We start from the raw sequence: 25,944 nt of genomic DNA on the forward strand, positions 1-25,944 counted from the left end.
CGCAGCGCCAAGACGGCGGCTCCCGGCACCCGCAGGATGCAGCGATGACCGCGATCGAGGATCTCCCCCTCACCGACGTCACCACCACCGTGCGCGCCGCCTGCCCGCACGACTGCCCGGACACCTGCGCGATGCTGGTGACCGTGGCCGACGGGAAGGCCACCGGCGTACGCGGCGACCCCGACCACCCGTTCACCCGCGGCGGCCTGTGCGTCAAGGTCAACAACTACCCCGAGAAGACGTACAGCCCCGACCGGGTGCTGCACCCGCTGCGCCGCACCGGACCCAAGGGCAGCGGCCGGTTCGAGCAGATCACCTGGGACGAGGCGCTGTCCGAGATCGCCACGCGCTTCCGCGCGACGATCGACTCCCACGGCCCCGAGTCGGTCATGCCGGTGAGCTACCTGGGCACCCAGGGGATCCTCAACGGCCTGTCGGTCGGCGACCCGTTCTTCCACCGCCTCGGCGCCACGGTCACCGAGCGCACCTACTGCGACTCCGGCTCCTGCACCGCCTACTCGATGACGATCGGCGCCACCGCGGGGGTGGACCCGGAGAGCCTCGTGCACTCCCGCTACATCATCATCTGGGCCTGCAACATGATCTCCACGAACCTGCACCTGTGGCCGTTCGTGGCCGAGGCGCAGAAGCGCGGCGCGAAGGTCGTGGTGATCGACCCGATGCGCCACCGCACCGCCAAGGCCGCCGACTGGCACATCCCGATCCGCCCGGGCACCGACGGCGCGCTCGCGCTGGCGATGATGCACGTGATCATCACCGAGGGCCTGACCGACGAGGCGTACGTCCGCGACCACACCGTCGGCTACGACGAGCTCGTCGAGCGGGTGGCCGAGCACACGCCGGAGTGGGCGTCGGAGGAGACCGGGATCCCGGCCGAGGACATCCGCACGCTGGCGCGGGAGTACGCGGCCTCGTCGCCGTCGCTGATCCGGATCGGGGTCGCGATCGAGCGGCACGCCGGCGGCGGCCAGACCGTCCGCGCGATCTCCTGCCTGCCCTCGCTGGTCGGCGCCTGGCGGGAGGTCGGCGGCGGGCTGCTGCAGCTGCCGCTGTGGGCGCACCCGGTGAACTGGGGCGCGCTCATCCATCCCGAGCTGCAGCAGCCGGGCACCCGCGTGGTCAACCAGTTCCTGCTCGGCCGGGCGCTGACCGGGGAGATGGAGCTCGACCCGCCGGTCAACGCGCTGATGGTCTACAACTCCAACCCGCTCGTGGTCTGCCCCGAGCAGGACAAGATGGCCGCGGGGCTCGCGCGGGAGGACCTGTTCACCGTGGTCAGCGACCACGTGCTGACCGACACCGCGCGCTACGCCGACATCGTGCTGCCCGCGACGACCCAGCTCGAACAGCACGACATCATGTTCAGCTGGGGCCACTTCTACGTCACGCTCAACACCCCGGCGGTGGCGCCGGAGGGCGAGGCCGTCTCCAACACGGAGCTGTTCCGCCGGCTGTCGACGGCGATGGGGTTCACCGACGAGTGCCTGCACCGCACGGACGAGGAGATCCTCGCCGAGTCCTACGACTGGTCGGCCCCGGCCATGCAGGGCATCACGCTGGAGTCGCTGCGCGAGACGGGCTGGGCGCGGCTGAACCTCCCGTCGCCCGACGAGTACGCCCCGCACGCCGAGGGCAACTTCCCGACGCCGTCGGGAAAGACGGAGTTCCGGTCCTCGATCGAGAACAACTTCGTGGTGCCGCTGTTCCGGCAGTTGTCGAACGACCACCAGCCCGGCAACCCGATCGACCCGGTGCCGCACTACATCGCACCGCGGGAGACCGCCGACACCGGCTACCGGCTGAACCTGATCTCGCCCAAGTCGCACGCCTACGTCAACTCCAGCGCGGGCGACCAGGACAAGCAGAAGCGCGTGCAGGGCGAGCAGACGGTGATCCTGCACCCGGCGGACGCGCAGGAGCGGGGCATCGCACACGGGCAGTACGTGCGGGTGTTCAACGACCGCGGTCAGTTCGTCGCGCTCGCCGAGGTCAGCGAGGACATCGCGCCGGGCGTGGCGATGTCGCCGATGGGCACGTGGCGCAAGAACGCCAAGGACGACTCGACGGTCAACGCCGTCAACCCGTTCCGCTTCGCCGACCTGGGCAACGCGCCGACGTTCTCCGACACCCGCGTCGAGGTCGAGGTCGTCTGATGGCCCCGTCGCCGGGGGCGGCCGCGGCGGCGTGGCGGGCCGCCCTCGCCGCGGCGGGCTGCCCCGCCGAGGTGGGGAGCGAGCACGTCGGGGTGCCGGACGCGGCGGGTCGGGTGGCGGCCGGGCCGGTCCGCGCCCGGTGTTCGGTCCCGGCCGTGCCGTGCGCGGCCATGGACGGGATCGCCGTCCACGCGGCCGACACGGCGTCCGGCACCATCGCGGCAGGTGCCTTCGACGTGGTCGACACCGGCGACCCGCTGCCCCCGGGCCGCGACGCCGTGGTCATGCGCGAGCACGTGCTGCCGGAGAACGGGCGGCGCCGGACCGACGGGTCCGTCGCCCTCCCCGGGCCCGTCCCCGCCGGGCAGCACGTCCGGCCGGTCGGCGAGTCGGTCCGGGAGGGCGCGCAACTCGTCGCGGCCGGGCGGGTGCTGCGCCCGGCCGACCTGGCCGCCGCCGCCGCGGGCGGGCTGCGCACACTGGAGGTCCGGCGCCGACCGCGGGTCACCATCGTCCCGACCGGCGACGAGGTGCGCCCGCTGGGCACGGACCTCGCGCCCGGCGAGCTGCTGGACACCAACTCGCTCATGCTCGCCGCGACGCTGCGCACCCGCGACTGCGAGGTGACCGTGGCCCCGATCCGGCCGGACGACCCGGCGCTGATCGCCGCCGCCGTCCAGGACGCCGCTGCGGACCTCGTGCTCGTGCTCGCCGGGTCCAGCGCCGGCCGCGACGACCACACGGCCGCCGTGGTGCGCGGGCTGGGCACGGTCGTCGTGCACGGAGTCGCGGTGCGGCCGGGGCACCCGGTGCTGCTGGGCGTGGTGCGCCCGCCCGCAGCCCGCCCGTCCGCAGACCGCCCGGCCGTGCCGGTGATCGGCGTGCCGGGCTACCCCGTCGCGGCCGCGCTGGCCGTCGAACTGTTCGCGCTGCCGCTGCTCGCCGACCTGCAGCGGCGCCTCCCCGACACACCCCGCACCGTCGACGTCCGGGTGCGCGGCACCGTCCCGAGCCGGCGCGACGTCGAGGAGTACGTGCTGCTCGCCCTGCCCGGCGACGGCACGGCGGTGCCGCTCGCGCGCGGCGCAGGGGCGCAGACCGCGCTGGCCGCGGCCGACGCGGTGCTGCGGATCGACGCCGGGAGCGCCGGTCACGAGGCCGGCGACCTCGTCACCGCGCACCTCGTGGACACACCCGGCTGGGCCGCGCCCGCCCCGGCCGGGGAGCGGCGCGCGGCCGGCTGAATTGTCCGCCGCTCCCAGCATGCGGACGTTGTTGGCCCGGCAGCCGGGCAGGTGGCACTCTGAGGGCGTGACCAGGGCCCTCGCGATGCGTCTCGTGGCACGCCGCCACGTGGACCTGCAGCGCGTGAGCAGCGCGGTCTGTCACGGCGCGCGCTGAACCCGCCCCGTCCGTCCCGATCCTGACCCGCCGCGCCACCGTCCTGTCGCGCGGCGCCGTCACCAGCCCGGAGGCCCTGCCTCCGTCCCCAGCCCGGAGGCTGCGCCGTGCCCCCCACCTCCCCTGCCCAGAACAAGCCGGTCCGCCGCACGCGCGGGGAGGGCCAGTGGAAGCTGGGCCACCGCGAGCCGCTGAACCCCAACGAGCGCACGAAGCGCGACGACGACGGGCTCAACGTCCGCGCGCGGATCGAGAACGTCTACAGCAGGCTCGGGTTCGACTCGATCGACCCGGCCGACCTGCGGGGCCGGATGCGCTGGTGGGGGCTCTACACCCAGCGCCGCCCCGGCATCGACGGGGGGCGCACCGCGGCGCTGGAACCCGAGGATCTCGACGACCGCTACTTCATGCTGCGTGTCCGGCTCGACGGCGGCGCGCTGACCGGCGAGCAGCTCCGCGCGCTGGGGGAGATCTCGCAGACCCACGCCCGCGACACCGCCGACGTCACCGACCGGCAGAACATCCAGTTCCACTGGATCGACATCGTCGACATGCCCGCGATCTGGGAGCGGCTCGCGGGCCTGGGCATGCTCACCACGGAGGCCTGCGGCGACACCCCGCGCGTCGTGCTCGGGTCCCCGGTGGCCGGGATCAGCGCGGACGAGGTCCTCGACCCCACCCCGGCGATCCGCGCGATCGTCGACCGCTACGTCGGCGACCCGAAGTTCTCCAACCTGCCGCGCAAGTTCAAGAGCGCGATCTCCTGGCAGCAGGACGTGGCGCACGAGGTCAACGACGTCTCGTTCGTCGGGGCCGTCCACCCCGAGCACGGCCCCGGCTTCGACGTGTGGGTCGGCGGCGGCCTGTCCACCAACCCGAAGATCGCGCAGCGGCTCGGGGCGTGGGTGCCGCTGCACGAGGTGCCCGACGTGTGGGCCGGGATCCTCTCGGTGTTCCGCGACTACGGATACCGCAGGCTGCGGCACCGCGCGCGCATCAAGTTCCTCGTCGCCGACTGGGGCGTCGCGGAGTTCCGCCGGGTGCTGGAGGACGAGTACCTCGGCCGGGCGCTGCTCGACGGCCCCGCGCCGCCGACGCCGGAGCGCCCGATCGACCACATCGGCGTGCACCGACAGGTCGACGGCCGCAACTACGTCGGCGTCGCCCCGTCGAGCGGCCGGGTCTCGGGCACCACGCTCGTCGCTCTGGCCGAGGCCGTCGAGCGGGCCGGGTCCGCCCGGGTGCGGCTCACCCCGCAGCAGAAGATCGTGGTGCTCGACGTGGCCGACGACCGCGTCGACGCGCTGGTCGCCGAGCTCAACGGCCTGGGGCTGCAGGCCGACCCCTCACCGTGGCGGCGCGCGACGATGGCGTGCACCGGCATCGAGTTCTGCAAGCTCGCGATCGTCGAGACCAAGGAGCGGGCGATCCGCCTGGTCGAGGACCTGGAGAAGCGCCTCGCCGACGTCGTGCCCGAGCACCCGATCTCCATCCACCTCAACGGCTGCCCCAACTCGTGTGCCCGCACCCAGGTCGCCGACATCGGGCTCAAGGGCCAGATCGTCACCGACGCGGCGGGCGACCAGGTCGAGGGCTTCCAGGTGCACCTGGGCGGTGGCCTGGGTCTGGACGCCGGGTTCGGCCGCAAGCTGCGCGGGCTCAAGGTCACCAGCGCGGAGCTGGGCGACTACGTCGAGCGGGTGGTCCGCCGCTTCGCCGAGCAACGCGCGGAGAACGAGCGCTTCGCCCAATGGGTCCTCCGCGCCGACGAGGACGACCTCCGATGACCGCACCTCGGAGCCGTAGTGCTGTTCAGGGCACCCCGCACGCGCGTCCTGGCTCCGAAGTGCGGCCGGGATGAGCGAGCGCGCGGTGCCGTTCTACTGCCCCTACTGCGGGGACGAGGACCTGCGGCCGGCCGAGGCGGCGCACGGCGCCTGGTACTGCGGGTCGTGCCTGCGCACGTTCACCCTCACGATGATCGGGATCGGAGTACCGGGATGACCGTCACCACCGGGCGGGAGATCGCCGAGCGCGGCGCCGCCGTGCTCGGGCCGGACGCGAGCGCCGAGCAGGTGCTCGCGTGGGCCGCCGCGACGTTCGGCGACAAGCTGATCGTCGCCTCGAACATGCAGGACGCCGTGCTCGTCGACCTGGCGGCGAAGGCCGCGCCCGGCGTCGACGTGCTGTTCCTGGAGACCGGGTACCACTTCGCCGAGACCATCGGCACCCGCGACGCCGTGGAGCACAGCTACGACGTGCGCATCGTCGACGCGCGGGCCCGGCGCAGCGTCGCCGAGCAGGACACGGAGTTCGGGACGGACCTGTTCGCCCGCGACCCCGGGGCCTGCTGCGCGATGCGCAAGGTCGAGCCGCTGCAGGACACGCTGGCCGGCTACGACGCCTGGGTCACGGGCGTGCGCCGCGTCGAGGCCCCCACCCGCGCGAACACCCCGCTGATCCAGTTCGACGAGAGGTTCGGGCTGGTCAAGATCAACCCGATCGCGGCGTGGAGCGACGAGGACATGGACGCCTACATCGTGGCCCACGGGATCCTGGTCAACCCGCTGGTCGCCGAGGGCTACCCCAGCATCGGCTGCGCGCCGTGCACCGCCAAGCCGGCTCCCGGCGCCGACCCCCGGTCCGGCCGCTGGGCCGGCACCGCCAAGATCGAATGTGGGTTGCACCCGTCATGAGCGCACCGACGATGGACGCCCTGGACGCGCTGGAGTCCGAGGCGATCCACATCTTCCGCGAGGTGGCCGGCGAGTTCGACCGCCCGGTGATCCTGTTCTCCGGCGGCAAGGACTCCACACTGCTGGTGCACCTGGCCGTCAAGGCGTTCGCGCCCGCGCCGGTGCCGTTCCCGCTCCTGCACGTCGACACCGGGCACAACTACGCCGAGGTCATCGAGTTCCGCGACCGGATCGCCGCGGAGAAGGGCCTGCGGCTGGAGGTGGCGCACGTCCAGGACTGGATCGACGACGGGCGGCTGGCCGAGCGCCCCGACGGCACCCGCAACCCGCTGCAGACCGTCCCGCTGCTCGACTCGATCACCGAGCACCGGTACGACGCGGTGTTCGGCGGGGGACGCCGCGACGAGGAGCGCGCCCGGGCCAAGGAGCGGATCATGTCCCTGCGCGACGGCTTCGGCCGCTGGGACCCCCGCAGCCAGCGCCCCGAGCTGTGGAACCTCTACAACGGACGGCACGCCCCCGGTGAGCACGTGCGCGTGTTCCCGATCAGCAACTGGACCGAGCTCGACGTCTGGCGCTACATCCGGCGCGAGGGCATCGAGCTGCCGTCGATCTACTACTCCCACCGGCGCGCGGTGTTCCGCCGCGACGGGATGTGGCTGGCCGAGGGGCCGTGGGGCGGGCCGCGCGGTGCCGAGACGCTGGAGGAGCGCACCGTCCGCTACCGGACGGTCGGCGACGGCTCCTGCACCGGCGCGGTGGAGAGCACGGCGTCCACACTGGACGAGATCATCGCCGAGGTCACGGCGTCGCGGCTCACCGAGCGCGGGGCCACCCGCGCCGACGACCGGCTCTCCGAGGCCGCCATGGAGGACCGCAAACGCGAGGGGTACTTCTGATGCGAGATCTGCTGCGGTTCGCGACAGCGGGTTCGGTCGACGACGGCAAGTCCACACTGGTGGGACGGCTGCTCTACGACACCAAGTCGGTGCTGGCCGACCAGATCGAGGCCGTACACCGGGCCTCGGTCGACAGGGGACTGTCCACACCGGACCTGTCGTTGCTGGTCGACGGCCTGCGCGCCGAACGCGAGCAGGGCATCACCATCGACGTGGCCTACCGCTACTTCTCCACGCCCACGCGCGAGTTCGTGCTGGCCGACACCCCCGGCCACGTCCAGTACACCCGCAACACCGTCACCGGCGCGTCCACCGCCGAGCTGGCCGTGCTGCTCGTCGACGCCCGGCACGGCGTGGTGGAACAGACCCGCCGGCACGCCGCGGTGCTCGCGCTGCTGCACGTGCCGCGGCTGGTCCTGGCCATCAACAAGATCGACCTCGTCGACCACGACGAGGGCGTACTGACCGCGATCGGCAAGGACTTCGCCGAGCTCGCGCTCTCGCTGGGCTTCGACGAGGACGCGGTGGTGACGATCCCGGTGTCCGCGCTGGTCGGCGACAACGTGGTGGACCGCTCCGCCCGCACGCCCTGGTACGAGGGGCCGACACTGCTCGGGCACCTCGAGGCGGTGCCCGTCACGCCGCCGGAGGCCGACGCGCCGTTCCGGATGCCGGTGCAGTGCGTGCTCCGCGAGCCACGCACCGACTACCGGGGCTACGCGGGCCAGGTCGCGTCGGGCACCGTCCGACCCGGCGACGAGGTCGTGGTCCTGCCGGGCGGCACCCGGACCACGGTCGTCGGGGTGGACACCGCCGACGGCCCGCTCGACGGCGCCTGCGCCGGGCGCAGCGTCACCGTCCGGCTGGCCGACGACATCGACCTGTCCCGCGGCGACGTCCTCGCCACCGCCGACGTGCCTCCCCGCGTCACGAACGAGCTGGACGCCACGCTGTGCTGGCTGTCGGACAAGCCGCTGCGACCCGGCGCCCGGCTGCTGCTCAAGCACGGCGCGCGTACCACGCAGGTGATCGTCGGAGCGCTGGGCGAACGGCTCGACACCGACACCGTGTCCTATGTGGACGCGCCAGAGACGTTGAGGATCAACGACATCGCCCGCGTCTCCCTGCGCACCGCCGACCCGCTCCCCGTCGACGACTACGCCGACATCCGGGCCACCGGCAGCTTCCTGCTGATCGACCCCCCGACCGGCAACACCCTGGCGGCGGGCCTGGTGGGAACGCCGCTGTCCCTGCCGAGCTGACGGTGCCCCCCGCCGAGGGTTTGCGATGCGGCATCACTGACGTTCAACGTCAGCAGTGCCGCATCGCAAACCCTTCCGCACCACCGGCGCTCGTCGCCGTCGCGCACGGGAGCCGGGATCCGCGGTCCGCCGCCACCGTTGCCCGGCTCATGGACGAGGTCGCCCGGCAGCGGCGGGGTCTCGACGTGCGGCTGGGCTTCCTCGACCTCTCCGCACCCCGGCTGCCCCACGCGCTGGCCGCCGTCGCCGGCACGCACGACCGGGCGGTCGTCGTCCCGCTGCTGCTCGGGCACGCCTTCCACGCCCGCGTGGACGTGCCGGAAGAGGTGGCCCGCGCGTCCCGCGCCCATCCTGGGCTCGACCTCGCCGTTGCGCCCGTTCTGGGCGGGGACCCGCGGCTGGAGACGGCGGCGCTGCGACGGCTCGCCGCGGTGGCCGGGCCGCTGGAGGACCCCGGGCTCGGGGTCGTGTTGGCGGCCATCGGGTCCTCGCACGGTCCGGCTAACGTGGCCGTGGCGGCGATCGTCGCGCGCTGGGCGAGGCGGTTCGGCTGGGCGGGCGGCGGTGCCGCGTTCGCGACGGCCGCGTCGCCCACCGTCACCGATGCCGTGGCGCGGCTGCGGGCCGCGGGAGCACAGCGGGTCGCCGTCGCCCCGTGGATCCTGGCCCCCGGCCTGCTTCCCGACCGGATCGCCCGGGACGCGCATGCCGCGGGCGCCCTCGTCGCCGACCCGCTCGGCCCGCACCCGGACGTGGCCGCCACCGTCCTGGGCCGCTACGACGCCGCCACCGGGGACCTGGACCATGCCGTCCGCCGACCGGCATGACCACGGCGGACCGGACATTTGCCTGCGGTCCCGCAACGCGGACACCCCTGTTGTCCCGGACCGCCCGACCACGCACGATGGCGTGGTGACCACGACCGCGCACCCGCCGGAGCCAGGCTGCTCCGGGACCGGGACGCGCGATCTCGAGGAGTTCTGGCCCTCGCGCCGCGGCCACGCCTACGACGAGTTCTGTCGCTGATCGCGCTCCCTCGCTGATCCCGCGGCCGGCCGGCCCACCGCTCACCGGTGGAACCCGACCGGTGCGCCCGCGCCTGCTCCTGGAGTCCGTCGTGACCACGCTCGTCCTGCTCGCCCTCGCCGGTTTCGGCGCCCAGCTCGTCGACGGCGCCCTCGGCATGGGCTACGGCGTCACGTCCACCACGCTGCTGCTGCTGGCCGGGCTCTCCCCGGCCGCGGCCAGCGCGTCGGTGCACCTCGCCAAGATCGGCACGGCGCTGGCGTCCGGCTACGCGCACTGGCGGTTCGACAACATCGACCCGAAGCTCGTGCTGCGCCTGGGCGTGCCCGGCGCGGCCGGGGCGCTGGCCGGGGCGCTGCTGCTCTCGTGGCTGTCCACCGAAGCCTCGGCCCCGCTGATGGCCGCGCTGCTGATCGGGATCGGCATCTTCATCCTCGTCCGCTACTCGGTCCGCCCGCCGCGCGAGTCGGTCGCCCGGATCTCGCCGCACGGCCGCCGGTTCCTCGTCCCGGTCGGGCTCGTCGGCGGCTTCGTCGACGCCACCGGCGGCGGCGGGTGGGGCCCGGTCGCCACGTCCACGCTGCTGACGGCCGGGCGCACCGCCCCCCGCACGGTGATCGGCTCGGTGAGCGCGTCGGAGTTCCTGGTGACGGTCGCGGCCAGCGCCGGGTTCGTCATCGGCCTCGGCCACGCCGGCATCGACTGGCTCGCCGTCGCCGGGCTGCTCGCCGGGGGTGTCGTGGCGGCGCCGCTCGCGGCCTGGCTGGTCACCCGGCTGCCCGCGACCGTGCTCGGCGTCGCCGTCGGCGGCCTGATCGTGCTGTCCAACCTGCGGATCGTGCTCGGATCCGCCGGTGTCGACGGCCCGGCGGCCCCGGCGGCGCACCTCGGGGTCGCGGTCGTGTCCGTGGCGCTGGTCGCCGTCGCGGCGCGGCGGCTGCGTGCGGCCCGCACCCCCGGCGTCGACCCGGTCGACGTCCACCTGCACGTCTGATCCCCTCCCATCCCGGAGACCTCCCGTCACGGGCACCCTCGTCGTCCTCGCCATGGTCGGATTCGGGCGCCCAACTCGTGGACGGCGCCCTCGGAACGGCCTACGGCATCCCGTCCACCTCGCTGCTGTGGGGCCGCTCCCGCGTCTTCGACCGCCGGGCCGACAGGACAGGACCCTGCAGCGGCACGCACGCCTGTCGATCGACGAGGCGGTGTGAGGCTGATCGGAGACTGCCCTCCGGCCGCGGCGGCACCTGCCCGCAGCCGCGCACATGGGACACACTGCAGGTCTGGGCTCGGACGGGAGGGACCGTGGGCGGGGTCGGCATCTGGCTGAGCGGGAGCTTCGCGGTGTCCGAGGGCGCCGATCTGGAGCGTCCCGGCCCGGCCGTGGCCACCGGCAGCCGCAAGGCGCGCCGGCTGCTCGCCCTGCTCGCCGTGGTGCGCGGCCGTTCGGTGTCGGCCTCGACGATCACCGCCGCGCTCTGGGGCGGCGCCGCGCCGCAGGATCCTGAGGGCAACGTCGCGACCCTGGTCAGCAGGCTGCGCGCAACCCTGGGGCCGGGCGTGGTGCTCGGTGACCGGTCCGGCTACCGTCTGGGCGGTCCACCGGCGGTGCGGGTCGACCTGGACGCCGCCGCCGGGCTCGCCGCCGAGGCGCGTCGCCGGTGGGACGCGGGCGAGGCGGCCCTGGCCGCCGTCGCGGCGCACCGCGGGCTGGAACTGGCCGGCAGCGGCGAGGCGCTCGCCGGCGAGCCGGACGCGGGCTGGGTCGACGATCTGCGCCGCGAGGTCGAGACGTTGCGCCGGGACCTGCGCCAGGTGCTCGCCGAGGCGGCACTGGCGGCCGGGGATCCGCAGGCCGCGATCGACGCCGCGCGGACCGCGGCCGACGCGGACCCGCTCGACGACCGGGCGCACCGCGCGCTGATCGCCGCCCACCACGCGGCGGGTGAGCCGGACCGGGCACTGGCCGCCTACGAGCGGCTGCGGGTCGCGCTCGCCGAGGGGCTCGGCGCCGACCCCGCTCCGCAGACCCGTGCCCTGCATGCGGCGGTGCTGCGCGGCGAGCCTGCCGTGCCGACGGCTCCCCGCGGCCCGCACGCGCGGCGCCGGGTGGCCGGGCTGGTGGGCCGCAGCGACGAGCTCGCCACGCTGGGTGCGGCCTGGGCCGCCGCCGTGGCGGGCGACCGGGGACTGTGGCTGGTCGCTGGCGAGCCCGGGATCGGGAAGACCGCGCTGGCCGAGGCACTCGCCGGCGAGGTCGAGGAGTCCGGCGGGCTGGTGCTGCGCGCCCGCTGCTACGCCGCGGAGCGCTCGCTGTTCCTGCAACCCGTGCTCGACGCCGTCGGGCCCTACCTGCGTGCGCAACCCGCGGCGACGCTGCACCGGCTCGCCGGACCGGGCGCGGGGGTGCTCGCCGGGCTGCTCCCGGACCTGTCCCCGGCGCTCGGCGAGGCGTCGCCGTCGGATGGCGCGGGTGCCGAGTTGCAGCGTCGCCGGGCCTTCGACGCGGTGCGCGACCTGGTCGCCCGGATCGCCGGCGAGCGTCCGGTGTTGCTGCTGCTCGACGACCTGCACAGCGCCGGGATGGCGACCGTCGAGCTGCTGCACTACCTCGCGCGGCACCTGGCGGACGCGCGGCTGCTGATCCTCGCGACGGTGCGCAGCGAGGAGGGCGCCGACGCGCTCGACGCACTCGCCCGCCGGGTGCGGCTCGGGCCACTGCCCGCGGACGCGGTCACGCTGCTCGCGGCCCGTTCGGGGAGCCCCCGGTTGGCCGAGGACATCCTGCGCCGCACCCGTGGGCACACGCTGTTCGTGGTCGAGACGCTGCGCGCCCTCGCCGCCGGGGAGCGGGGCGTGCCGGAGTCGCTGCAGGCGGCGGTGACCACCCGGCTCCGCCACGTCGGCGAGGATGTCGAGCGGGTGCTGCGGGCCGCGGCGGTGCTCGGCGAGGCGGTGCCGGTGGAGATCGTCGCCGCGATGCTCGGGCGGCCCGCCCCCGAGATCGCCGGGCTCTGCGAGCGCGCAGCACGGGCCCGGCTGCTCGTCCCGGCCGGATCGGACTACGAGTTCGCCAACGACCTCGTGCAGGAGGTGGTGCGCGCGACCACCCCCGAGCCGGTCCGTGGCGCGTATCACCGCCGCGCGGCCGACCTGCTCGCCGACCGCCCCGAGGAGCTGGCCCGGCACGCTGAGGAGATCGGTGACTGGGCGCGCGCGGCGAGGTCATGGCTGGTGGCCGGCCAGCGGGCGATCGCGCGGTCCGCCGCCGCCGACGCCGGCTGGCTGCTGGACCGGGCCGTGCACGCGGCCGAGCGCGTCGGCGACCCGATCCTGACCGGGCGGGTCCGCGTCGTCCGTGCCAGGGGGCACGAGGTCCGCGGGGACTTCGCGGCGGCGGAGGCCGACATGCGCGTGGCCCTCGACGCCGCGCGGTCCGGAGGTGACCGGCGTCTGGAGATGACCGCGCTGCGCCGCTACACCGGTGAGGTCTACGCCGCACTCGGCCTCCCCGAGCAGGAACGCCGCCTGGACGGGGCGCTGCGGATCGCCGAGGAGCTGGTGGACCGGGCGGCCGAGGCCGACCTCTGCAGCTGGCAGGCCGTGGTCGCGGCGAACCGGCTGCGGTTCGACGACGCCGTCTCGCTCGGCCGCCGGGCGGTGGCCGCCGCCCGGGCCGCCGACGACGACGACGCCCGGGCTGCGGGCCTGGACGGGGTCAAGACCGCCTACGCCTACCTCGGCGACGTCGCGGCGCTGGTGCCCGTGCTGGCCGAGCTCGAGCCGCTGGCCCGCCGCCGGGGGAGCCTGCAGGTGCTCTACTGGACACTGTTCGAGTCGGCGCTGCCCGCTGTCGCCGCGGCCGACTGGGACACCGCGCTGCGCCGTATCGACCAGGCGCTCGCGGTCAACCGGCGCAGCGCCATGGCGAGCGTCGAGCCGTGGTTCCTCGCCCACCAGGGTTGGGTGCAGCGGCTGCGGGGACGCACCGATGAGGCGGTGACGGTCGGGCGGCAGGCGGTGGAGCTGGCCAGTGCCGAGCACCCGTGGTGGTGCTGCACCGCTGCGGCGATGCTCGCGGCGACACTGCTCGAACAGGGCGACCCGGCCCAGACGTCCGGGCTGGTGCCGCTGTTGACGCAGGCGCACACCCTCGCGCGCGCCGGCGGCACCGAGGCCTACGTCCTGCGCTGCCTGGCCCCGCTGGCCGAGGCCACGGGCGACACCGACACGATCGTCGCGGCCGACGCGCTGCTCGGGACCGTCCGCACCCCGCCGGGCGGCGCCTGGCTGGCCGGCGGGGACGCCTACCTGTCGGTGGCGCGGGCCTGGTTGGGGCACGGGGACCCGGCCCGGGCACGGGCCGTGCTCGCGCCCTTCCTGGTGGCGGCGGGCCACCACGGCTGGATCCCGTGGCAGGCGGCGGGCGCGCTGGTCGACGGCGCGGCGCTGGCCGCGCTCGGCGAGGTCGGTGGTGCGCGGGCCGCCGCGGACGTGGTCCGCGGGCTGGCCGGGCGGCACGGCATGTCACACCTCGCCGAGCGGGCCGACGAGCTCGCCGCCTCCGTGGCGGGCCGCAGCGGGGCCGCCCGACGCGGGATCGGACCGCCCGGCCCCTGAGCGCGGTGTCCCAGGGCACGGTGTCCCAGGGCACGGTGTCGCCGGGCGGAGCGGCCTACAGCAGCTCGGCCAGCCGCACCGCCGCCCGGACCGCACCCCCCGGGTCGACCGGCCGGTAGTCGACCTCGCGGCCGATCTCCGCGGCGATCGCGGCCGCCAACCGCTCCGGGGTCAGCTCGTCGAAGTCCATCCGCCGCCCGGCCCGGTACCGGTCGAGCCGGTGCGGGACGTGGATGCACTGCTCGAAGTGCCGGCGCAGCGGGACGTAGAGGAACGGGCGCCGGTTGGCGGTCAGCTCCATGGTCGTGGTCAGCCCGGCGTGGGTGATCCCCAGGTCGCAGGCCGCGAGCCGACGGTAGAGATCGGGCACCCATCCGTGCACCTCCAGCCCGGGGGCGGGCGGCACCGTCTCCGGGTCGATCCGCGGTCCGGTGACGACGACCATCCGTAGCTCCGGGACCAGCCTGCGGGCCGCCGGCAGCGCCGCCGCCACCCGCCGCAGCAGCGGCAGCCCTACCCCGGTGCCGCCCGCGGTGACCAGGCACACCCGCTCGTCGGAGCGCCAGCCCAGCTCCTCGCGGATCCCCGCGCGGTCGGCCGGGTCGATCGGGGTGAACCCGGTGACGTAGCCGGGGAACTCGTAGTGCTCGCGGGTCCAGTCCCGGATCGCCGGCAGGCCGGGACCGAACAGCTCGGGCACCACGTCGTCGGGCTCACCGACGAACAGCGCCCGGTCGCGCAGCCGGGGAAAGCGGGCGACGTGCTCGAGCATCTCGGCGTTGTAGTCCGCGGTGAGCAGCGCCTCCGCCTCGCCGCCCCCGGGCATCGGCAGGAACCCGACGAAGTCGGTCAGCCAGGCGTAGGGGGTGTTCTTGAGCTCGGGGTTCTCGTGCAGGAAGTGGTCCAGCTCCCAGGCCTCGTCGCCGACCCACAGGTCGTGGTGCTCGGACCCGGCCACCTCGGCGAGCACGTGGAAGTTGGCCACCATGATCTCGTCCATGCTGCGCAGCGCCTGGAAGGCGGGCAGGTCGTGCTCACCGGACTCGGACTCGATGTGCCCGGCCTCGCTGGCCAGCCACCGCGATGCGGGGTGCACCTGCTCGCCGCGGGCGGCGAGCAGCTCGGTGACCGGGTGCTGGGCCAGCCAGGAGATCTCCAGGTCGGGGTGGAGCTTGCGGAGCTCGTCGGCGATCGCCAGGTCACGGCGCGCGTGCCCGAGCCCGATCGGCGAGCACAGGAACAGCGCCCGCCGGGGCCGGCGGCGGGCGGGTGTCCAGCTCGGCGGGGTCGGCGCCCGCCCCGTCACCGAGCGGGCGAACTCGCACAACAGCAGATTGATCCGCACCGGCTCGCGCGCCGTGAGCATGTGCCCGCTGCCGTGCAGCGTGACCAGGTCGCCACCGGTCCACTCCGCCACCGCCGCCCCCAGCTCGTGGGGTGCCATCCGGTCCTCCGTACCGTGCACGACCAGCACGGGGCAGCGGACCGCGACGTAGCGGGCCCGGGCCTGGTCCGGCGCGGTCGGCATCTGCGAACCGGCGAAGTAGTCGACGAGCACCTGCCCGGTGGTGCCGGTCGACCAGCTCAGCGCGTCCTCCAGCGGCTTGGTCGAGTGCGGGTCCGAGTGGCACATGGAGAAGAACCACCCGACGAAGCCGGCGAAGTCGGCGACGACGTGGTGGCGGTTGAACCGTTCGAATCCGTCGTAGCGATCGCGGACGACCTCGAACCCGGGGTCCGGGACCATCACGGTGGGAGCGATCGCCACCACCCCGGCGACCCGGTCCGGATGCACGGCGGCGAGCTCCAGGGCCAGTCGCGCGCCCGAGGAGAGCCCGGCGGTGACGACCCGTCCGGTGCCGGTGGCGTCCAGCACCGCGACCAGGTCCGCGACCTCCTGCTCGATGCCGTAGGCCGCCGGGCCGACGGGGCGATCGCTGCGGCCGTTGCCGCGCATGTCCACCGCGATCACCCGGAAGTGCCGAGCCAGGATCGGGATCTGCGCCTTCCACTGCCGCGAATGCGCCAGCGGCATCGGGGAGGGCAGCAGGATCGTCGGCTCGTCCCCACGGGTCAGCGGTCCGGCCGGCTCGTAGACCTCGTATCCGATCCGCACCCCCTCACGCACGACCACGTCCTCGACATCGGGGTACCTCGCGCGCATCCCGGCCTCCTTCCCCCGCATCGGGGCTCCAACCTGGCCGACGCCATTGCAGCCGCACTGCAACGGTGTCGCAACGGACTTCGGCACCGTCGCGGCACGCGTCCGCCACAGACGGTGCGGAAACGACGAGGAGGCCGGGAGATGACGACGTACGTGCTGGTACACGGGGGGTTCACCGACAGCTGGTACTGGGGCGAGACCGCAGCGCTGCTGGAGCGCGACGGGCACCGGGTGCTGCTCGTCGAGCTGCCCAGCACCGGGACCGACCCGGCGACGCTGGGCGGGCTCGTCGAGGACGCCGCCGAGACCCGGCGGGTGATCGACTCCGCCGGGGAGCCGGTGGTGCTCGTCGGGCACTCCTCCGGCGGCATGGTGATCACCGAGGTGGCCGACCATCCCGGTATCGCGCACACGGTGTACGTGAGCGCCATGTGGCCGCAGCGCGGTGCCGCCGTCGGCGACGTGCTGGCCCAGATGCCGCCGATGGAGTGGACCGTGCCGAACAGTGACGGCACGGCCGTGGCGGTGACGTCGGACGTCGAGGTCGCCCACCGGTACCTGTGCGCCGACCTCGACCCCGCCCGGGTTCCGGAATGGCACGCCGGCCTGATGTTCTCCGGAACCAGGGGCATGGCGACGCCCAGCAGCGCACCCGACCGCGCGCACCCGACCACCTACGTCGTGCTGGAACAGGACCGGGCGATCCCCGTGCAGGCGCAGGAGGCGATGGCCACCGGGGCCGACCGGATCGAGCGGCTCGGGACCGGGCACGTCCCGCAGCTCACCGACCCCGACGGTCTGGCCGCGGTGCTCGCCCGGGTGCCGGTCCCGGCGCGGCCGAGCATCCCCGTGAACGCCGCCGCCGGCAACGCGGGCGGGTAGGACCGTCGGACGGCCGGCCCGGTGGATCCACGACCCGCCGGGCCGGTCCGCGGCAGTCGAGTCAGTCCCGGCCCTTGCGGGCGAGGTAGCCGGTCACCGCGATCTCGGCGCGCAGCGGGAGACCGGCGCGGATCCGCTCGTCGGCCACACCCACCGCCGCGTCGTGGAAGGCCTGCTCACCGACGGCCGCGATCGCCTCATAGGCCGGCCCGGTCGAGGCCAGCGCGCGCGCGTAGGTGTGCGGGTCAGCGAACTCCCACGCGAAGGGCACGTCGATGCGGCGGACCTCGACGTAGCCCGCCCGGCCCAGCAACTCCTCGCCGGCACCGGGCCGGCCCAGTGCGACCATCGCCGCCTGGTTCGCGACGGCGGGTGGGTCGGCCAGCCGGAACAGGCTCAGCGCCCACGCACCGGGCGAGGCCTTGATGTGCCCCCACACGGTGAGGCCGAGGCGACCGCCGGGCGCGAGCACGCGGCTGATCTCCGAGACCACGTCCGGCGTCGTGCCCCACACGCCGCGGAAGCTGGTGACGACGTCGAAGGACTCCGCATCCCAGGGCAGCGCGTGCATGTCCCCGACCCGGATGTCGGCGCCCGGGCTGCGGTCCCGCGCGACGGCCACGAGCCGCGCGGACGCGTCGATGCCGGCGCAGGCCGCTCCCCGTAACCTCGCGAGCTCGATGGCCAGCCCGCCACCGCAGGCGACGTCGAGCAGCCGGTCCCCGTCGTCCACCCGCAACCGGTGGTGGACGGCGACGTACTCGCGGCAGTTGGCGGGCTCGGCCAGCGTCGCGAAGTCGACCGCCTCCCGGCCCCACCCCTCGTCGACACCGCGCCAGGCCTGTGCGTCGTCGCGGACGGTCATGCGGATCTCCTCGTCGGTTCGTCGGGCGGGCGGGCTCGCCCTGCGATCTCAGGCAGCCTGGGGCGGACTGCGGAGATGCCCCATCAGGTGGGCACACAGCAGCCCCGCGTCGGGCCCGACACCGGCCAGCAGGTTGGATCCGCGGCGGCGGGTGAAGGGCAGCCCGAGCACGTACATCCCCGGTACCGCCAGCATCCCACCGTCGTGGCGCAGTGCGCCACGGTGGTCGAGCAACGCCGGGTCGAGCCATGGATAGCGGGGACGGTGGCCGGTGGCCCAGACGACGGCGGAGAACCGGGCCAGGTCGAGCTCGGTCACCACCGGCGGCATCGGTGTCGGGGCCGGCCGGTCGACGGGACCGACCCGGTCGGCAATGCCGTGCTCGGCCACGTGCGCGTCGACCCGCTCCAGCAGGCGGGCCTGCTTGAGGTCGGTGGCCTTGATCAGGTTGGCCGGCGACCCGGAGATCTGGGCGCGCCGCCCGGACACACCGACGAGGCGACCGCAGATCTCGACGCCCGCCGCGGACAGCGCGGCCAGGTCCAGGGCGCGCCGCTGCGGGGTGCCCACCGGCTGCAGCGACGGCTGCCGACAGGCCCGGGTGAGGTCAGGCACCTCGTCGTAGCTCTCGTGCAGGATGCCCAGGTCGTTCATCCACCGGTAGATGTCGCGGCCGCGGTAGGTGCACGGCACCAGGACGTGGTCGCCCACGGCCACCGTGGCCGGTCGCCCGGCCCGGCGCAGCTCGTCGGCGATCTACACCCCCGACGCGGCGGCCCCGACGACCAGCACCGCCTCCGGCGCCAACTGCCCGGGGCCGCGGTAGCCCGACGCGGCGACCTGCTGGAGGTGGCCGGGCAGCTCCGGGGCGAGGGCGGGCAACCGCGGCTCGCCCTCCATCCCGGTCGCCACGACGACGGCCCGGCAGCGCCGCGGGCTGTCGTCGGTGTCCACCTGGAACCCCGACCCCGTGGGCGCCACTCCCACGATCGTCGTGTGCGGGCGCACCGGCGCACCTGAAGCCGCCGGCGTAGGCGTCGAGCAGGGCGACGACCTCGCCGGCCCGCTGGAAGCCGTCGGGGTCCTCGCCGTCGTAGCCGTGGCCCGGCAACCGGCTCATCCAGTTCGGGGGTGAGCAGCCGCAGCGAGCGAGCGCCAGGACTGCGCGACCGCGCCCCGCTCCAGGACCACGTGGCCGACACCGCATACGGCGAGGTGCCGACTCATCGCCAGGCCCGCATACCCGCCGCCGATCACGACGACGGTGGTGCGCACCTCAGCCGACCTCCACCGTCGCCGCGGGCGGGTTGGTCAGGATGTCGTAGACCGCCGACAGCTTCTGCGACTGCACCACGACGGCCTCGATGTCCGCGCGCGAGGCGTCGGGTGAAGCAGCGCCCGTTGCACTCCGATTGCATTCCACCTGCAGGAGCGGGACGGGCGCGCGGCTGCTAACGACCTCCGCGGCCCGGCGGCGTCACCGGGAAGCGATCTGGGGCCTTCCCTCCCCGCCGCGGACCACCAGCGGCTGCGGTGGCTGGCGAGGCTCACCGAACGGCCACCGGCCGGGAGCTTGCCGAGGCGATGCTCGGGCCGGGCCGCGGCCCGGAGGCCGTCGGCGACCCGGAGGCGCTTGGTCGCGCGGGGCGAGCACCGCCGAGCGATCTCCGCCGGGTCAGGCGGCAGCGGCACGCGCCGCCGCCGGGAGGCTGCGCAGGACGGCGCGGGCGACCGCGTCGTTGTAGCGCAGGCTCTGGGCGTTCATGCCGGGCCGGGTGAAGGCGCCCGCGACCTTCACCGTGGTGTGCGGGCCCACCGCGAACCGCTGCGGGTGCACCTCGCCTGCGGCGTCGATCAGCGCGCCGTCCTCCGCGCGGACGCGGATCAGGCCGGTGTTGCGCAGAACGGTGCCGTCGGGGTCGATCAGGACGTCCTCGCTGACGGCGCCGCGCGCCATCAGGTCGGCGAGCAGCGGGTCGACGGTGCGGGCCGCGCTGGGGTCCGGGAGGCGGGCGTCGACCAGCGCGGCGGCCCGGACCGGCTCGGCGTCGGCGAGCGTGGTGCTGCCGGCCCGGAAGCCGTCGGCATCCACCTCGACCCACATCCCCGCACCGAGGAAGTCGACGAACCCGGCCCGGGACAGCTCGAGCAGCTCGCGCACCCGGAACCCCGGCGGGCCGCTCGCGACGCCGTTGAAGAACCCCTGCCACCAGGCCATGTCCGTGGCCCGGGAGCGCGCCGAGAGCGACCCGGACAGCCGCGTGGTCTCCCCGTAGACCGACAGCATCGCGACGAACGCGCCCAGGTGCGCGGTGTGCCGGTCGTCGACGTGCTGGCGCAGGTCCTCGGCGATGCGCTCGCGCACCAGCGGTTGCAGGGCGGCGAGATCGGGCGCGGTGAGGCCGTCGAGGGGGCGATCGAGTGCGGCGAAGTCGATGCGGTCGACCGGGTCGGGCACGGCCGAGTCGATCAGCGCGAGCATCCCGGGCGAGTCCCAGTCGAGTGCGGCGTAGGCACCGGCGAACTCCGCCCACGGCAGGGCGACGGCGTCGGGGTGCCCGACGAACAGCTCGTGGTACCACCCCCAGGCGATCTCCTTGGCCATCAGGGGCCAGGCCTGCGCGCGCAGGTCCACCTCGCCCGCAGCGATCAGCGGGTCGACGGCGTCGGGCCCGAAGAAGCGCGGCAGCGGCGGGCGCGGCGCCCGGAGCGCGTAGTGGGTCTTCGAGTGGTAGGTCGAGCCGCGCGGGGAGCCGACGACCAGCCGCGGCTCGCGCCCGGACGCCACGTAGCCCGCTTCGGTGAACCGCCCGCCCCGGCCCTCGAACAGCAGCACCACGAGATCGACGAACGCCAGTCCCATGCCGCGCACCAGCACCGTCTCCTCCGGCGCCAGCACCGAAAGGTCCGAGTCGGTGGTCTGCTCGGGCGGCAGGTAGCGCAGGCCCCGCTCGGCCGCGCGGGCGGCGAGCGCGTGCTCGTCGTCGGTGGGGGTGGCGTCGAGGTGGCCCGACGCCAGCACCACGGCATCGACGCGCAGCGGCGGGGCGCCCTCGAGGTGCACGACCTGCGTCCCGCCGTCCTCGGTCAGGCCCGTCGCGCGGGTGCGGTGGACGTGCGCGCGCATCCCGGCGGGCAGGTCGTCGATGACGTGGCGCAGCACCCAGGCCAGGTACTCGCTCTGCAGACGACGGCTGGGGAACGTCGACGCGGTGACGGTGGCCAGCTCACCGCGCAGCTCCGGGGCCACCTCCGGCGACGCGCGCGCCCAGTCCCAGAACGACGGGCCGGGCACGATCGGGCCGTCGCAGACCACCGTGTCGTCGGTGAACATGGTGACGTCGGCGGCCATCGAGTTCATCGCCAGCAGCGGCGACTGTGCGTGCCGCCAGATCCGGCCGGGTCCCGCGGGGTAGGGGTCGATCAGGTGGACGTCGATGCCACCGGGATGCAGCTCGGGGGCGCTCGCGGCCAGGCGTTCCAGGATGCCCGCGCCGCGGGGTCCGGCGCCGACGATCGCGATCTGGGAGGTCATGGGGTCCTCTCGGGAGCGGCCAGGGCGGTCCGTACCCCTACAGCGCGGCGCTGGTGCGGCACAGGTCCACGTGCCACCGGCGCACGAGCGAGCAACCCATGGCGTCGACGGTACGGCGGGCCGCGCGGTCCGACCAGCGGATCGGGCGCGCGTCACGCCGCGTCGATCAACTCTGTCAGTGCGCCGGTCACGGCGGCGGGATCGGTGCCGCGGCGGATCTCCACCATCAGCGCGCTCACCCGGGGGTCCGTGCCGTGGCGCGACAGCGGCACGTACGCACCCGAGAAGGGCGTGTCGAGCGCGACCCCGGCGCCGAACGCCGCGCGGGCGGCCGCGACGAGCCACGCGGGCGTGTGCACCGGGTCGGTGCCCAGGCAGACCGGGGGGCGCGGCCCGCCGCCGTGCCGCTCGTAGGGCAGCGGGTCCGGCGCGTAGGAGTGGACGTCGATCAGCACGCATCCCCCGGTGGCCGCGATCCGCTGTGCCACCAGGGTCTCCACCGCCTCGGCCCAGGGTGCGTAGAAGGCGGCCAGCAGGGCGTCGCGGTGGGCCGGGTCGTCGTCGCGGATGCGCTGACCGCGCGTGCCGTGGGTGTAGACCGCGCCCATCCCGACCGCCGCCATCTCCTCGCGCTCGTCGGGGAAGCGCTCGACGTCGACGACGAACCGCGACACCGGGTTGACCAGGAGCCACGGCCTGGTCCGGGCGGCACGGGCCGCGGCCGCCGCGATCTCGCCGGTGCCGTGGTCGGTGAGCGCGGCGACCTCCGCGGCCAGCGTGGCGTCGTCGAGGAGCAGGTGGGGGCGGGTCCACGCCGGGATGTCGACGCCGGCGTGCGGGACGTGCAGGACCACCCGGCTGTGTGCGGCACCGGATGGCGTCACGCCCGGCAATGTAGTTCACTACACAATCGTGACGATCGACCCGGGTCTGGTGCGCCGCCTGCACATCGACCTGCTGCGCATCTGCGCCACCAGCTGTCGCTGACCGGTCCCTTCCCGTCCCGTTCCCCGTTCCACCCCCAGGAGTAGAGCCATGCCTCTCGTCAACTTCGCCGTCAGCGGCGCCGGGACCGGGGTCGCGCAGACCGTCGCCGTCTCCGGCGCCGACCACGTGATCCGGACCGACGCGTACCCCGCCTTCGGCGGCCAGGACGCCCACCCCAGCCCGCTGGCCTACACGCTGGCCTCGCTGAGCTCGTGCAACCAGGTGACCGCCCAGGTCGTCGCCAAGGAGCTCGGCATCACCATCGAGTCCGTCCGCTTCGACGTGTCCGCCGACCTCGACCCGACCACGATGACGACCGGCCGCGAGAGCGCCGACGCCACGTTCCAGAACCTGGTGATCGCCGCGGAGATCACCACCGACGCGCCGGCCGACCGGTTCGACACGCTGCGCGACGAGGTGGCGCGGCGCTGCCCGGTCAGCGTGCTATTCACCCGCGCCGGGGTGCGGATCACCAACGACTGGACGCAGGTCAAGCCCGCCTGACCGGCGCGGCCCGGCGTCGGACGGCCCGGGATCGGGTCGCCCCGCCCCGGCCGTCCGGCGCCGTCGCGCACAAGTCCTTCCTCCCCGGCGACGAGTCGACCGCGGGCCACCTGCGCGACCGGTTCGACTGGGAACCCGCCGGGGCCACCGATACCGTGCCGACATGACCGAGCTCGTGCACCTCGACATCGCCGCCGGCGTCGCGACGATCACGCTGGACTCCCCCGCCAACCGCAACGCCCTGTCTGCGCAGCTGCGTCACGAGCTGCGCGCGCACCTCGACACCGCGCTGGCCGACGACGCCGCCCGCGTGGTCGTCCTGACCCACACCGGACGGGTGTTCTGCGCCGGGATGGACCTGAAGGAGGCGCGCGCGGCGGGCGACGAGCAGCAGGGGGTGCGCGAGTTCCCGGAGATCCTGGAGCTGGTCTGGAACTCGCCCACACCGGTCGTCGCGCGGGTGGCCGGACCGGCCCGGGCGGGCGGGGTGGGGCTGGTCGCCGCCTGCGACATCGCCGTGGCCGCGCACGAGGCCACGTTCGCGTTCAGCGAGGTCCGCATCGGCGTCGTCCCGGCGATCATCTCGGTGACGGTGCTGCCCCGGCTGCTGCCGCGGGCCGCGCACGAGCTGTTCCTCACCGGCGAGACCTTCGACGCCGGCCGCGCCGCCGCCGTGGGCCTGGTCAACTCCGCGGTGCCCGGCGACGGGCTGGACGCCGAGGTGGCCCGCTACGTGGAGATGCTGCGCCTGGGGGCCCCCGGCGCCCTCGCCGCGACCAAGGAGATGCTGCGCGCACCGCGGGGCACCATGGGCGAGCAGTTCGACGCGATGCTGGAGCTCTCCGCCGGGTTCTTCGCAGGCGACGAGGGCCAGGAGGGCATGCGGGCGTTCGCGGAGAAGCGCAAGCCGGCCTGGGCGGCGACGCCGTAGGCGACCGACGGCGCTGTCGCACAGGCTGCGGCTTCCTCGCACAGGACGCACCCCGTGCGACCGGCCGCAGGGTGTGCGACACGCTCCGGTCAGGGCCCTGTCGAACGTGCTCGCCGTGACCGGCACCGGGACCTCCGCGCCGTACCAGCCGCCGTCGCGGCCCATCTGCGCGACGGCCGACACCCCGTCGAGCACGGCCCGGGCGAGCGGCTCGGGCACGACGAGGCGCTGCCCCGTGGCGACGGAGAGGTCCCAGGCGTGCACGGCGAACTCCGCGGTCATCAGCGAGCCGATCGCGGCGGCCGGCATCGGGGCCCCCGCCATGTGGCTCTCGCCCTCCCAGGTGGCCGGGTCGGCCCACGCGGCGGCGACGGCCGCACCCTCCCGGGCGCAGGCGTCGGCCCAGTCCGCCTCGGTGAGCCCGGCCAGCACCGGGGACGGGCCGTCCACCCATTCCAGCGGTTCGCGCGTGCCGGCGTGATGCGCGAGCCGCAGTGCAGACGCGACGTGGTCGATCAGCAGGCGGACGGTGTACTCGGTGCACGGCGTGGGGTCGTCGAAGCGGGCCGGGTCGATGCCGCGGACGGCGGCGACGGCGAGGTCGACGGTGCGGGCCAGGTGGTCGGCGTGATCCATGGCGCCGAGCCTGCCGCAGCCCGTCGCGGGCGGTCTTGGACGAACGCGACACCACGGATCTCCCCGTTCGGGCCCGCGGAGTCGACCGGATCCGTACCGTCCCGCGCATGTCGCCCGACGGCCTGGCACTGGCCGACGGAGAGATCGGCTGGGCCGGGCTGGCTCGGGTGCCCGCCTACCGCGAGGTGCTCGACCGTGGCCGGCGGCGCTGGGGTCGATCGACCTCGGCGAGGTGGCCGCCGGCCTGGACGCGGAGCGGGACGCGGGCCGGCCCGGCCGTCGGGCCGGAGCGGCCGGCTGAGCGCCTCGGCGCCGGCGCCGATCCGGCTACCCTGGACCTCGTGCCGGTCCTCGACGTCCCCGCGCTCGAGCTGCTGGCCGGGCGCCCGCTGGTCGCACTGACCGGAGCGGGGCTGTCCACCGACTCCGGCATCCCCGACTACCGCGGCCCCGGCTCCCCGCGCCGCACCCCGATGACCTTCCAGGAGTTCCTCACCGGGGAGCCCGCGCAGCGCCGGTACTGGGCCCGCAGCTGTGTCGGCTGGGCCCGGATGGCGCACGCCGCACCGAACGCCGGACACCGTGCGATCGCCGAGCTGGAACGCGCGGGCGTGCTGCGCGGGCTGATCACGCAGAACGTCGACGGGCTGCACTCTGCCGCCGGGAGCCGCGAGCTGATCGACCTGCACGGCCGCATCGACACCGTCGCGTGCCTGCGGTGCGAGCGGCGCAGCCCGCGGGCGGAGCTGCAGGAACGGTTCACCGCGCTCAATCCCGGTTTCGTCGAGGCCGCGCTCGGGGCGGCCGCTCCCGACGGGGACGCCGAACTGGAGGACACCGACGGCTTCCGGCTCGCCGCGTGCGCCGGCTGCGGCGGTGTGCTCAAGCCCGATGTCGTGTTCTTCGGGGAGAACGTGCCCAGGGACCGGGTGGCTCGGGCCTACGCGATGGTCGACGCGCTGGCGGCACCGACCGGGCGGGTCGGGGGCGCGCTGCTCGTCGCCGGGTCGTCGTTGACGGTGATGTCCGGGCTGCGGTTCGTCCGCCACGCCCACCGGCTCGACGTGCCCGTGGTGATCGTCAACCGCGGCACCACCCGGGGTGACGCCCTGGCCACCGTGCGCGTGGACGCCGGGTGCTCGGAGTTCCTGCCCGCACTGGCCGCCGCCGCGGACCCGGTCAGCGCCGCGCCCGGCTGACGATGCGTTCGGACACCCGGTCCATCACCACGGCCACCCCGAAGCACAGGGGCAGCACGACGAGCACCGCGAGCAGCACCTGCAGCGGGAAGGCGAGCTGGGTGACCCACAGCTCCACCGCGTCGTACCAGTCCGCCAGCGCGCGTGCCACGCCCCATACGGT

Annotated in this window: 24 protein-coding genes and 1 pseudogene; 15 read left to right on the forward strand and 10 right to left on the reverse strand. The window is 74.9% G+C overall.

Translation table 11 applies throughout. From position 1 onward, the window contains the following. Positions 1-44 precede the first annotated feature (44 nt). From Q1K26_RS08145 to Q1K26_RS08190, 11 genes are all read left to right on the forward strand, one after another. Entirely contained in the window at positions 45-2,174 is a 2,130-nt protein-coding gene (locus Q1K26_RS08145) for a molybdopterin-dependent oxidoreductase (protein WP_300008961.1), read from the forward strand. After that, the gene (locus Q1K26_RS08150; protein WP_300008962.1) at positions 2,174-3,418 is read left to right on the forward strand and encodes a molybdopterin-binding protein; all 1,245 of its coding nucleotides are present in this window, start codon (positions 2,174-2,176) and stop codon (positions 3,416-3,418) included. The genes Q1K26_RS08145 and Q1K26_RS08150 overlap by 1 nt, the downstream gene beginning before the upstream one ends. A gap of 67 nt (positions 3,419-3,485) precedes the next feature. Then, positions 3,486-3,575, forward strand: coding sequence for a putative leader peptide (locus tag Q1K26_RS28705; RefSeq protein WP_363320439.1), 90 nt, complete (start codon positions 3,486-3,488; stop codon positions 3,573-3,575). A gap of 107 nt (positions 3,576-3,682) precedes the next feature. Continuing rightward, the gene (locus Q1K26_RS08155; protein ID WP_300008963.1) at positions 3,683-5,362 is read left to right on the forward strand and encodes a nitrite/sulfite reductase; all 1,680 of its coding nucleotides are present in this window, start codon (positions 3,683-3,685) and stop codon (positions 5,360-5,362) included. Positions 5,363-5,432: 70 nt separating this feature from the next. Beyond that, the gene (locus tag Q1K26_RS08160; protein WP_300008964.1) at positions 5,433-5,579 is read left to right on the forward strand and encodes an Insertion element protein; all 147 of its coding nucleotides are present in this window, start codon (positions 5,433-5,435) and stop codon (positions 5,577-5,579) included. After that, entirely contained in the window at positions 5,576-6,271 is a 696-nt protein-coding gene (locus Q1K26_RS08165) for a phosphoadenylyl-sulfate reductase (RefSeq protein ID WP_300008965.1), read from the forward strand. The genes Q1K26_RS08160 and Q1K26_RS08165 overlap by 4 nt, the downstream gene beginning before the upstream one ends. Continuing rightward, a complete protein-coding gene (gene cysD / locus Q1K26_RS08170; RefSeq protein WP_300008966.1) occupies positions 6,268-7,170 on the forward strand; it encodes a sulfate adenylyltransferase subunit CysD in 903 nt (300 codons plus the stop codon). The genes Q1K26_RS08165 and cysD overlap by 4 nt, the downstream gene beginning before the upstream one ends. Beyond that, positions 7,170-8,432: a GTP-binding protein gene (locus Q1K26_RS08175; RefSeq protein ID WP_300008967.1), complete on the forward strand. Its 1,263-nt coding sequence runs from the start codon at positions 7,170-7,172 to the stop codon at positions 8,430-8,432. The genes cysD and Q1K26_RS08175 overlap by 1 nt, the downstream gene beginning before the upstream one ends. Positions 8,433-8,452: 20 nt before the next feature. Then, a complete protein-coding gene (locus tag Q1K26_RS08180; protein WP_363320445.1) occupies positions 8,453-9,259 on the forward strand; it encodes a sirohydrochlorin chelatase in 807 nt (268 codons plus the stop codon). A gap of 290 nt (positions 9,260-9,549) precedes the next feature. Further along, positions 9,550-10,452, forward strand: coding sequence for a sulfite exporter TauE/SafE family protein (locus Q1K26_RS08185; RefSeq protein ID WP_300008968.1), 903 nt, complete (start codon positions 9,550-9,552; stop codon positions 10,450-10,452). 311 nt (positions 10,453-10,763) lie between these two features. Then, a complete protein-coding gene (locus Q1K26_RS08190; RefSeq protein ID WP_300008969.1) occupies positions 10,764-14,078 on the forward strand; it encodes an AAA family ATPase in 3,315 nt (1,104 codons plus the stop codon). 55 nt (positions 14,079-14,133) lie between these two features. On the opposite strand, the gene Q1K26_RS08195 is transcribed toward Q1K26_RS08190, so the two are convergent. Further along, entirely contained in the window at positions 14,134-16,242 is a 2,109-nt protein-coding gene (locus Q1K26_RS08195; protein WP_300008970.1) for an alpha/beta hydrolase, read from the reverse strand. A 141-nt stretch (positions 16,243-16,383) separates the two neighbouring features. Between Q1K26_RS08195 and Q1K26_RS08200 the strand changes: the two genes are divergently transcribed. Then, entirely contained in the window at positions 16,384-17,124 is a 741-nt protein-coding gene (locus Q1K26_RS08200; protein ID WP_300008971.1) for an alpha/beta hydrolase, read from the forward strand. 61 nt (positions 17,125-17,185) lie between these two features. On the opposite strand, the gene Q1K26_RS08205 is transcribed toward Q1K26_RS08200, so the two are convergent. The 7 genes from Q1K26_RS08205 to Q1K26_RS08230 all read right to left on the reverse strand — a co-directional run bounded on the left by Q1K26_RS08205 (position 17,186) and on the right by Q1K26_RS08230 (position 22,408). Then, positions 17,186-17,989, reverse strand: coding sequence for a class I SAM-dependent methyltransferase (locus Q1K26_RS08205; protein WP_300008972.1), 804 nt, complete (start codon positions 17,987-17,989; stop codon positions 17,186-17,188). 48 nt (positions 17,990-18,037) lie between these two features. Beyond that, positions 18,038-18,700 carry a hypothetical protein gene (locus Q1K26_RS08210; protein WP_300008973.1) on the reverse strand — a complete coding sequence of 221 codons (663 nt, stop codon included), beginning with the start codon at positions 18,698-18,700 and terminating at the stop codon, positions 18,038-18,040. 45 nt (positions 18,701-18,745) lie between these two features. Next, on the reverse strand, positions 18,746-18,997 hold the full coding sequence (locus Q1K26_RS08215; protein WP_300008974.1) for a hypothetical protein: 252 nt from the start codon (positions 18,995-18,997) through the stop codon (positions 18,746-18,748). Positions 18,998-19,105: 108 nt separating this feature from the next. Next, positions 19,106-19,264, reverse strand: coding sequence for an FAD-dependent monooxygenase (locus tag Q1K26_RS28710; protein WP_363320441.1), 159 nt, complete (start codon positions 19,262-19,264; stop codon positions 19,106-19,108). 1 nt (position 19,265) lies between these two features. Further along, a complete protein-coding gene (locus Q1K26_RS08220) occupies positions 19,266-19,412 on the reverse strand; it encodes a hypothetical protein (RefSeq protein ID WP_300008975.1) in 147 nt (48 codons plus the stop codon). A gap of 252 nt (positions 19,413-19,664) precedes the next feature. Further along, the gene (locus Q1K26_RS08225; RefSeq protein ID WP_300008976.1) at positions 19,665-21,524 is read right to left on the reverse strand and encodes an FAD/NAD(P)-binding protein; all 1,860 of its coding nucleotides are present in this window, start codon (positions 21,522-21,524) and stop codon (positions 19,665-19,667) included. 152 nt (positions 21,525-21,676) lie between these two features. Then, positions 21,677-22,408, reverse strand: a complete 732-nt coding sequence (locus Q1K26_RS08230) for an N-formylglutamate amidohydrolase (protein ID WP_300008977.1) — start codon at positions 22,406-22,408, stop codon at positions 21,677-21,679. 151 nt (positions 22,409-22,559) lie between these two features. Between Q1K26_RS08230 and Q1K26_RS08235 the strand changes: the two genes are divergently transcribed. After that, positions 22,560-23,015, forward strand: coding sequence for an OsmC family protein (locus Q1K26_RS08235; protein WP_300008978.1), 456 nt, complete (start codon positions 22,560-22,562; stop codon positions 23,013-23,015). Positions 23,016-23,178: 163 nt separating this feature from the next. Next, on the forward strand, positions 23,179-23,946 hold the full coding sequence (locus tag Q1K26_RS08240) for an enoyl-CoA hydratase-related protein (protein WP_300008979.1): 768 nt from the start codon (positions 23,179-23,181) through the stop codon (positions 23,944-23,946). Between the two features lie 150 nt (positions 23,947-24,096). On the opposite strand, the pseudogene Q1K26_RS28715 reads toward Q1K26_RS08240, so the two are convergent. Next, positions 24,097-24,582: pseudogene (locus Q1K26_RS28715) on the reverse strand (TIGR03086 family metal-binding protein); the annotation flags it as partial. A gap of 107 nt (positions 24,583-24,689) precedes the next feature. Here Q1K26_RS28715 and Q1K26_RS08250 point away from each other — a divergent pair. Then, the gene (locus Q1K26_RS08250; protein ID WP_300008981.1) at positions 24,690-25,781 is read left to right on the forward strand and encodes an NAD-dependent protein deacetylase; all 1,092 of its coding nucleotides are present in this window, start codon (positions 24,690-24,692) and stop codon (positions 25,779-25,781) included. Here Q1K26_RS08250 and Q1K26_RS08255 read toward each other — a convergent pair. Then, positions 25,762-25,932 (reverse strand): hypothetical protein, encoded by a 171-nt coding sequence (locus tag Q1K26_RS08255; RefSeq protein WP_300008982.1) that lies wholly within the window; start codon positions 25,930-25,932, stop codon positions 25,762-25,764. The genes Q1K26_RS08250 and Q1K26_RS08255 overlap by 20 nt on opposite strands. Positions 25,933-25,944 lie beyond the last annotated feature (12 nt).

It is taken from the genome of Pseudonocardia sp., assembly GCF_029263155.1.
In the GTDB taxonomy this organism is placed as follows: Bacteria; Actinomycetota; Actinomycetes; order Mycobacteriales; family Pseudonocardiaceae; genus Pseudonocardia.

Coding starts and splice junctions, on each gene's coding strand:
- Q1K26_RS08145 (WP_300008961.1), top strand. CDS start 45: ATGACCGCGATCGAGGATCTCCCCCTCACCGACGTCACCACCACCGTG.
- Q1K26_RS08150 (WP_300008962.1), top strand. CDS start 2,174: ATGGCCCCGTCGCCGGGGGCGGCCGCGGCGGCGTGGCGGGCCGCCCTC.
- Q1K26_RS08160 (WP_300008964.1), top strand. CDS start 5,433: ATGAGCGAGCGCGCGGTGCCGTTCTACTGCCCCTACTGCGGGGACGAG.
- Q1K26_RS08165 (WP_300008965.1), top strand. CDS start 5,576: ATGACCGTCACCACCGGGCGGGAGATCGCCGAGCGCGGCGCCGCCGTG.
- cysD (WP_300008966.1), top strand. CDS start 6,268: ATGAGCGCACCGACGATGGACGCCCTGGACGCGCTGGAGTCCGAGGCG.
- Q1K26_RS08175 (WP_300008967.1), top strand. CDS start 7,170: ATGCGAGATCTGCTGCGGTTCGCGACAGCGGGTTCGGTCGACGACGGC.
- Q1K26_RS08195 (WP_300008970.1), bottom strand. CDS start 16,242: ATGCGCGCGAGGTACCCCGATGTCGAGGACGTGGTCGTGCGTGAGGGG.
- Q1K26_RS08200 (WP_300008971.1), top strand. CDS start 16,384: ATGACGACGTACGTGCTGGTACACGGGGGGTTCACCGACAGCTGGTAC.
- Q1K26_RS08205 (WP_300008972.1), bottom strand. CDS start 17,989: ATGACCGTCCGCGACGACGCACAGGCCTGGCGCGGTGTCGACGAGGGG.
- Q1K26_RS08225 (WP_300008976.1), bottom strand. CDS start 21,524: ATGACCTCCCAGATCGCGATCGTCGGCGCCGGACCCCGCGGCGCGGGC.
- Q1K26_RS08235 (WP_300008978.1), top strand. CDS start 22,560: ATGCCTCTCGTCAACTTCGCCGTCAGCGGCGCCGGGACCGGGGTCGCG.
- Q1K26_RS08240 (WP_300008979.1), top strand. CDS start 23,179: ATGACCGAGCTCGTGCACCTCGACATCGCCGCCGGCGTCGCGACGATC.
- Q1K26_RS08250 (WP_300008981.1), top strand. CDS start 24,690: ATGTCGCCCGACGGCCTGGCACTGGCCGACGGAGAGATCGGCTGGGCC.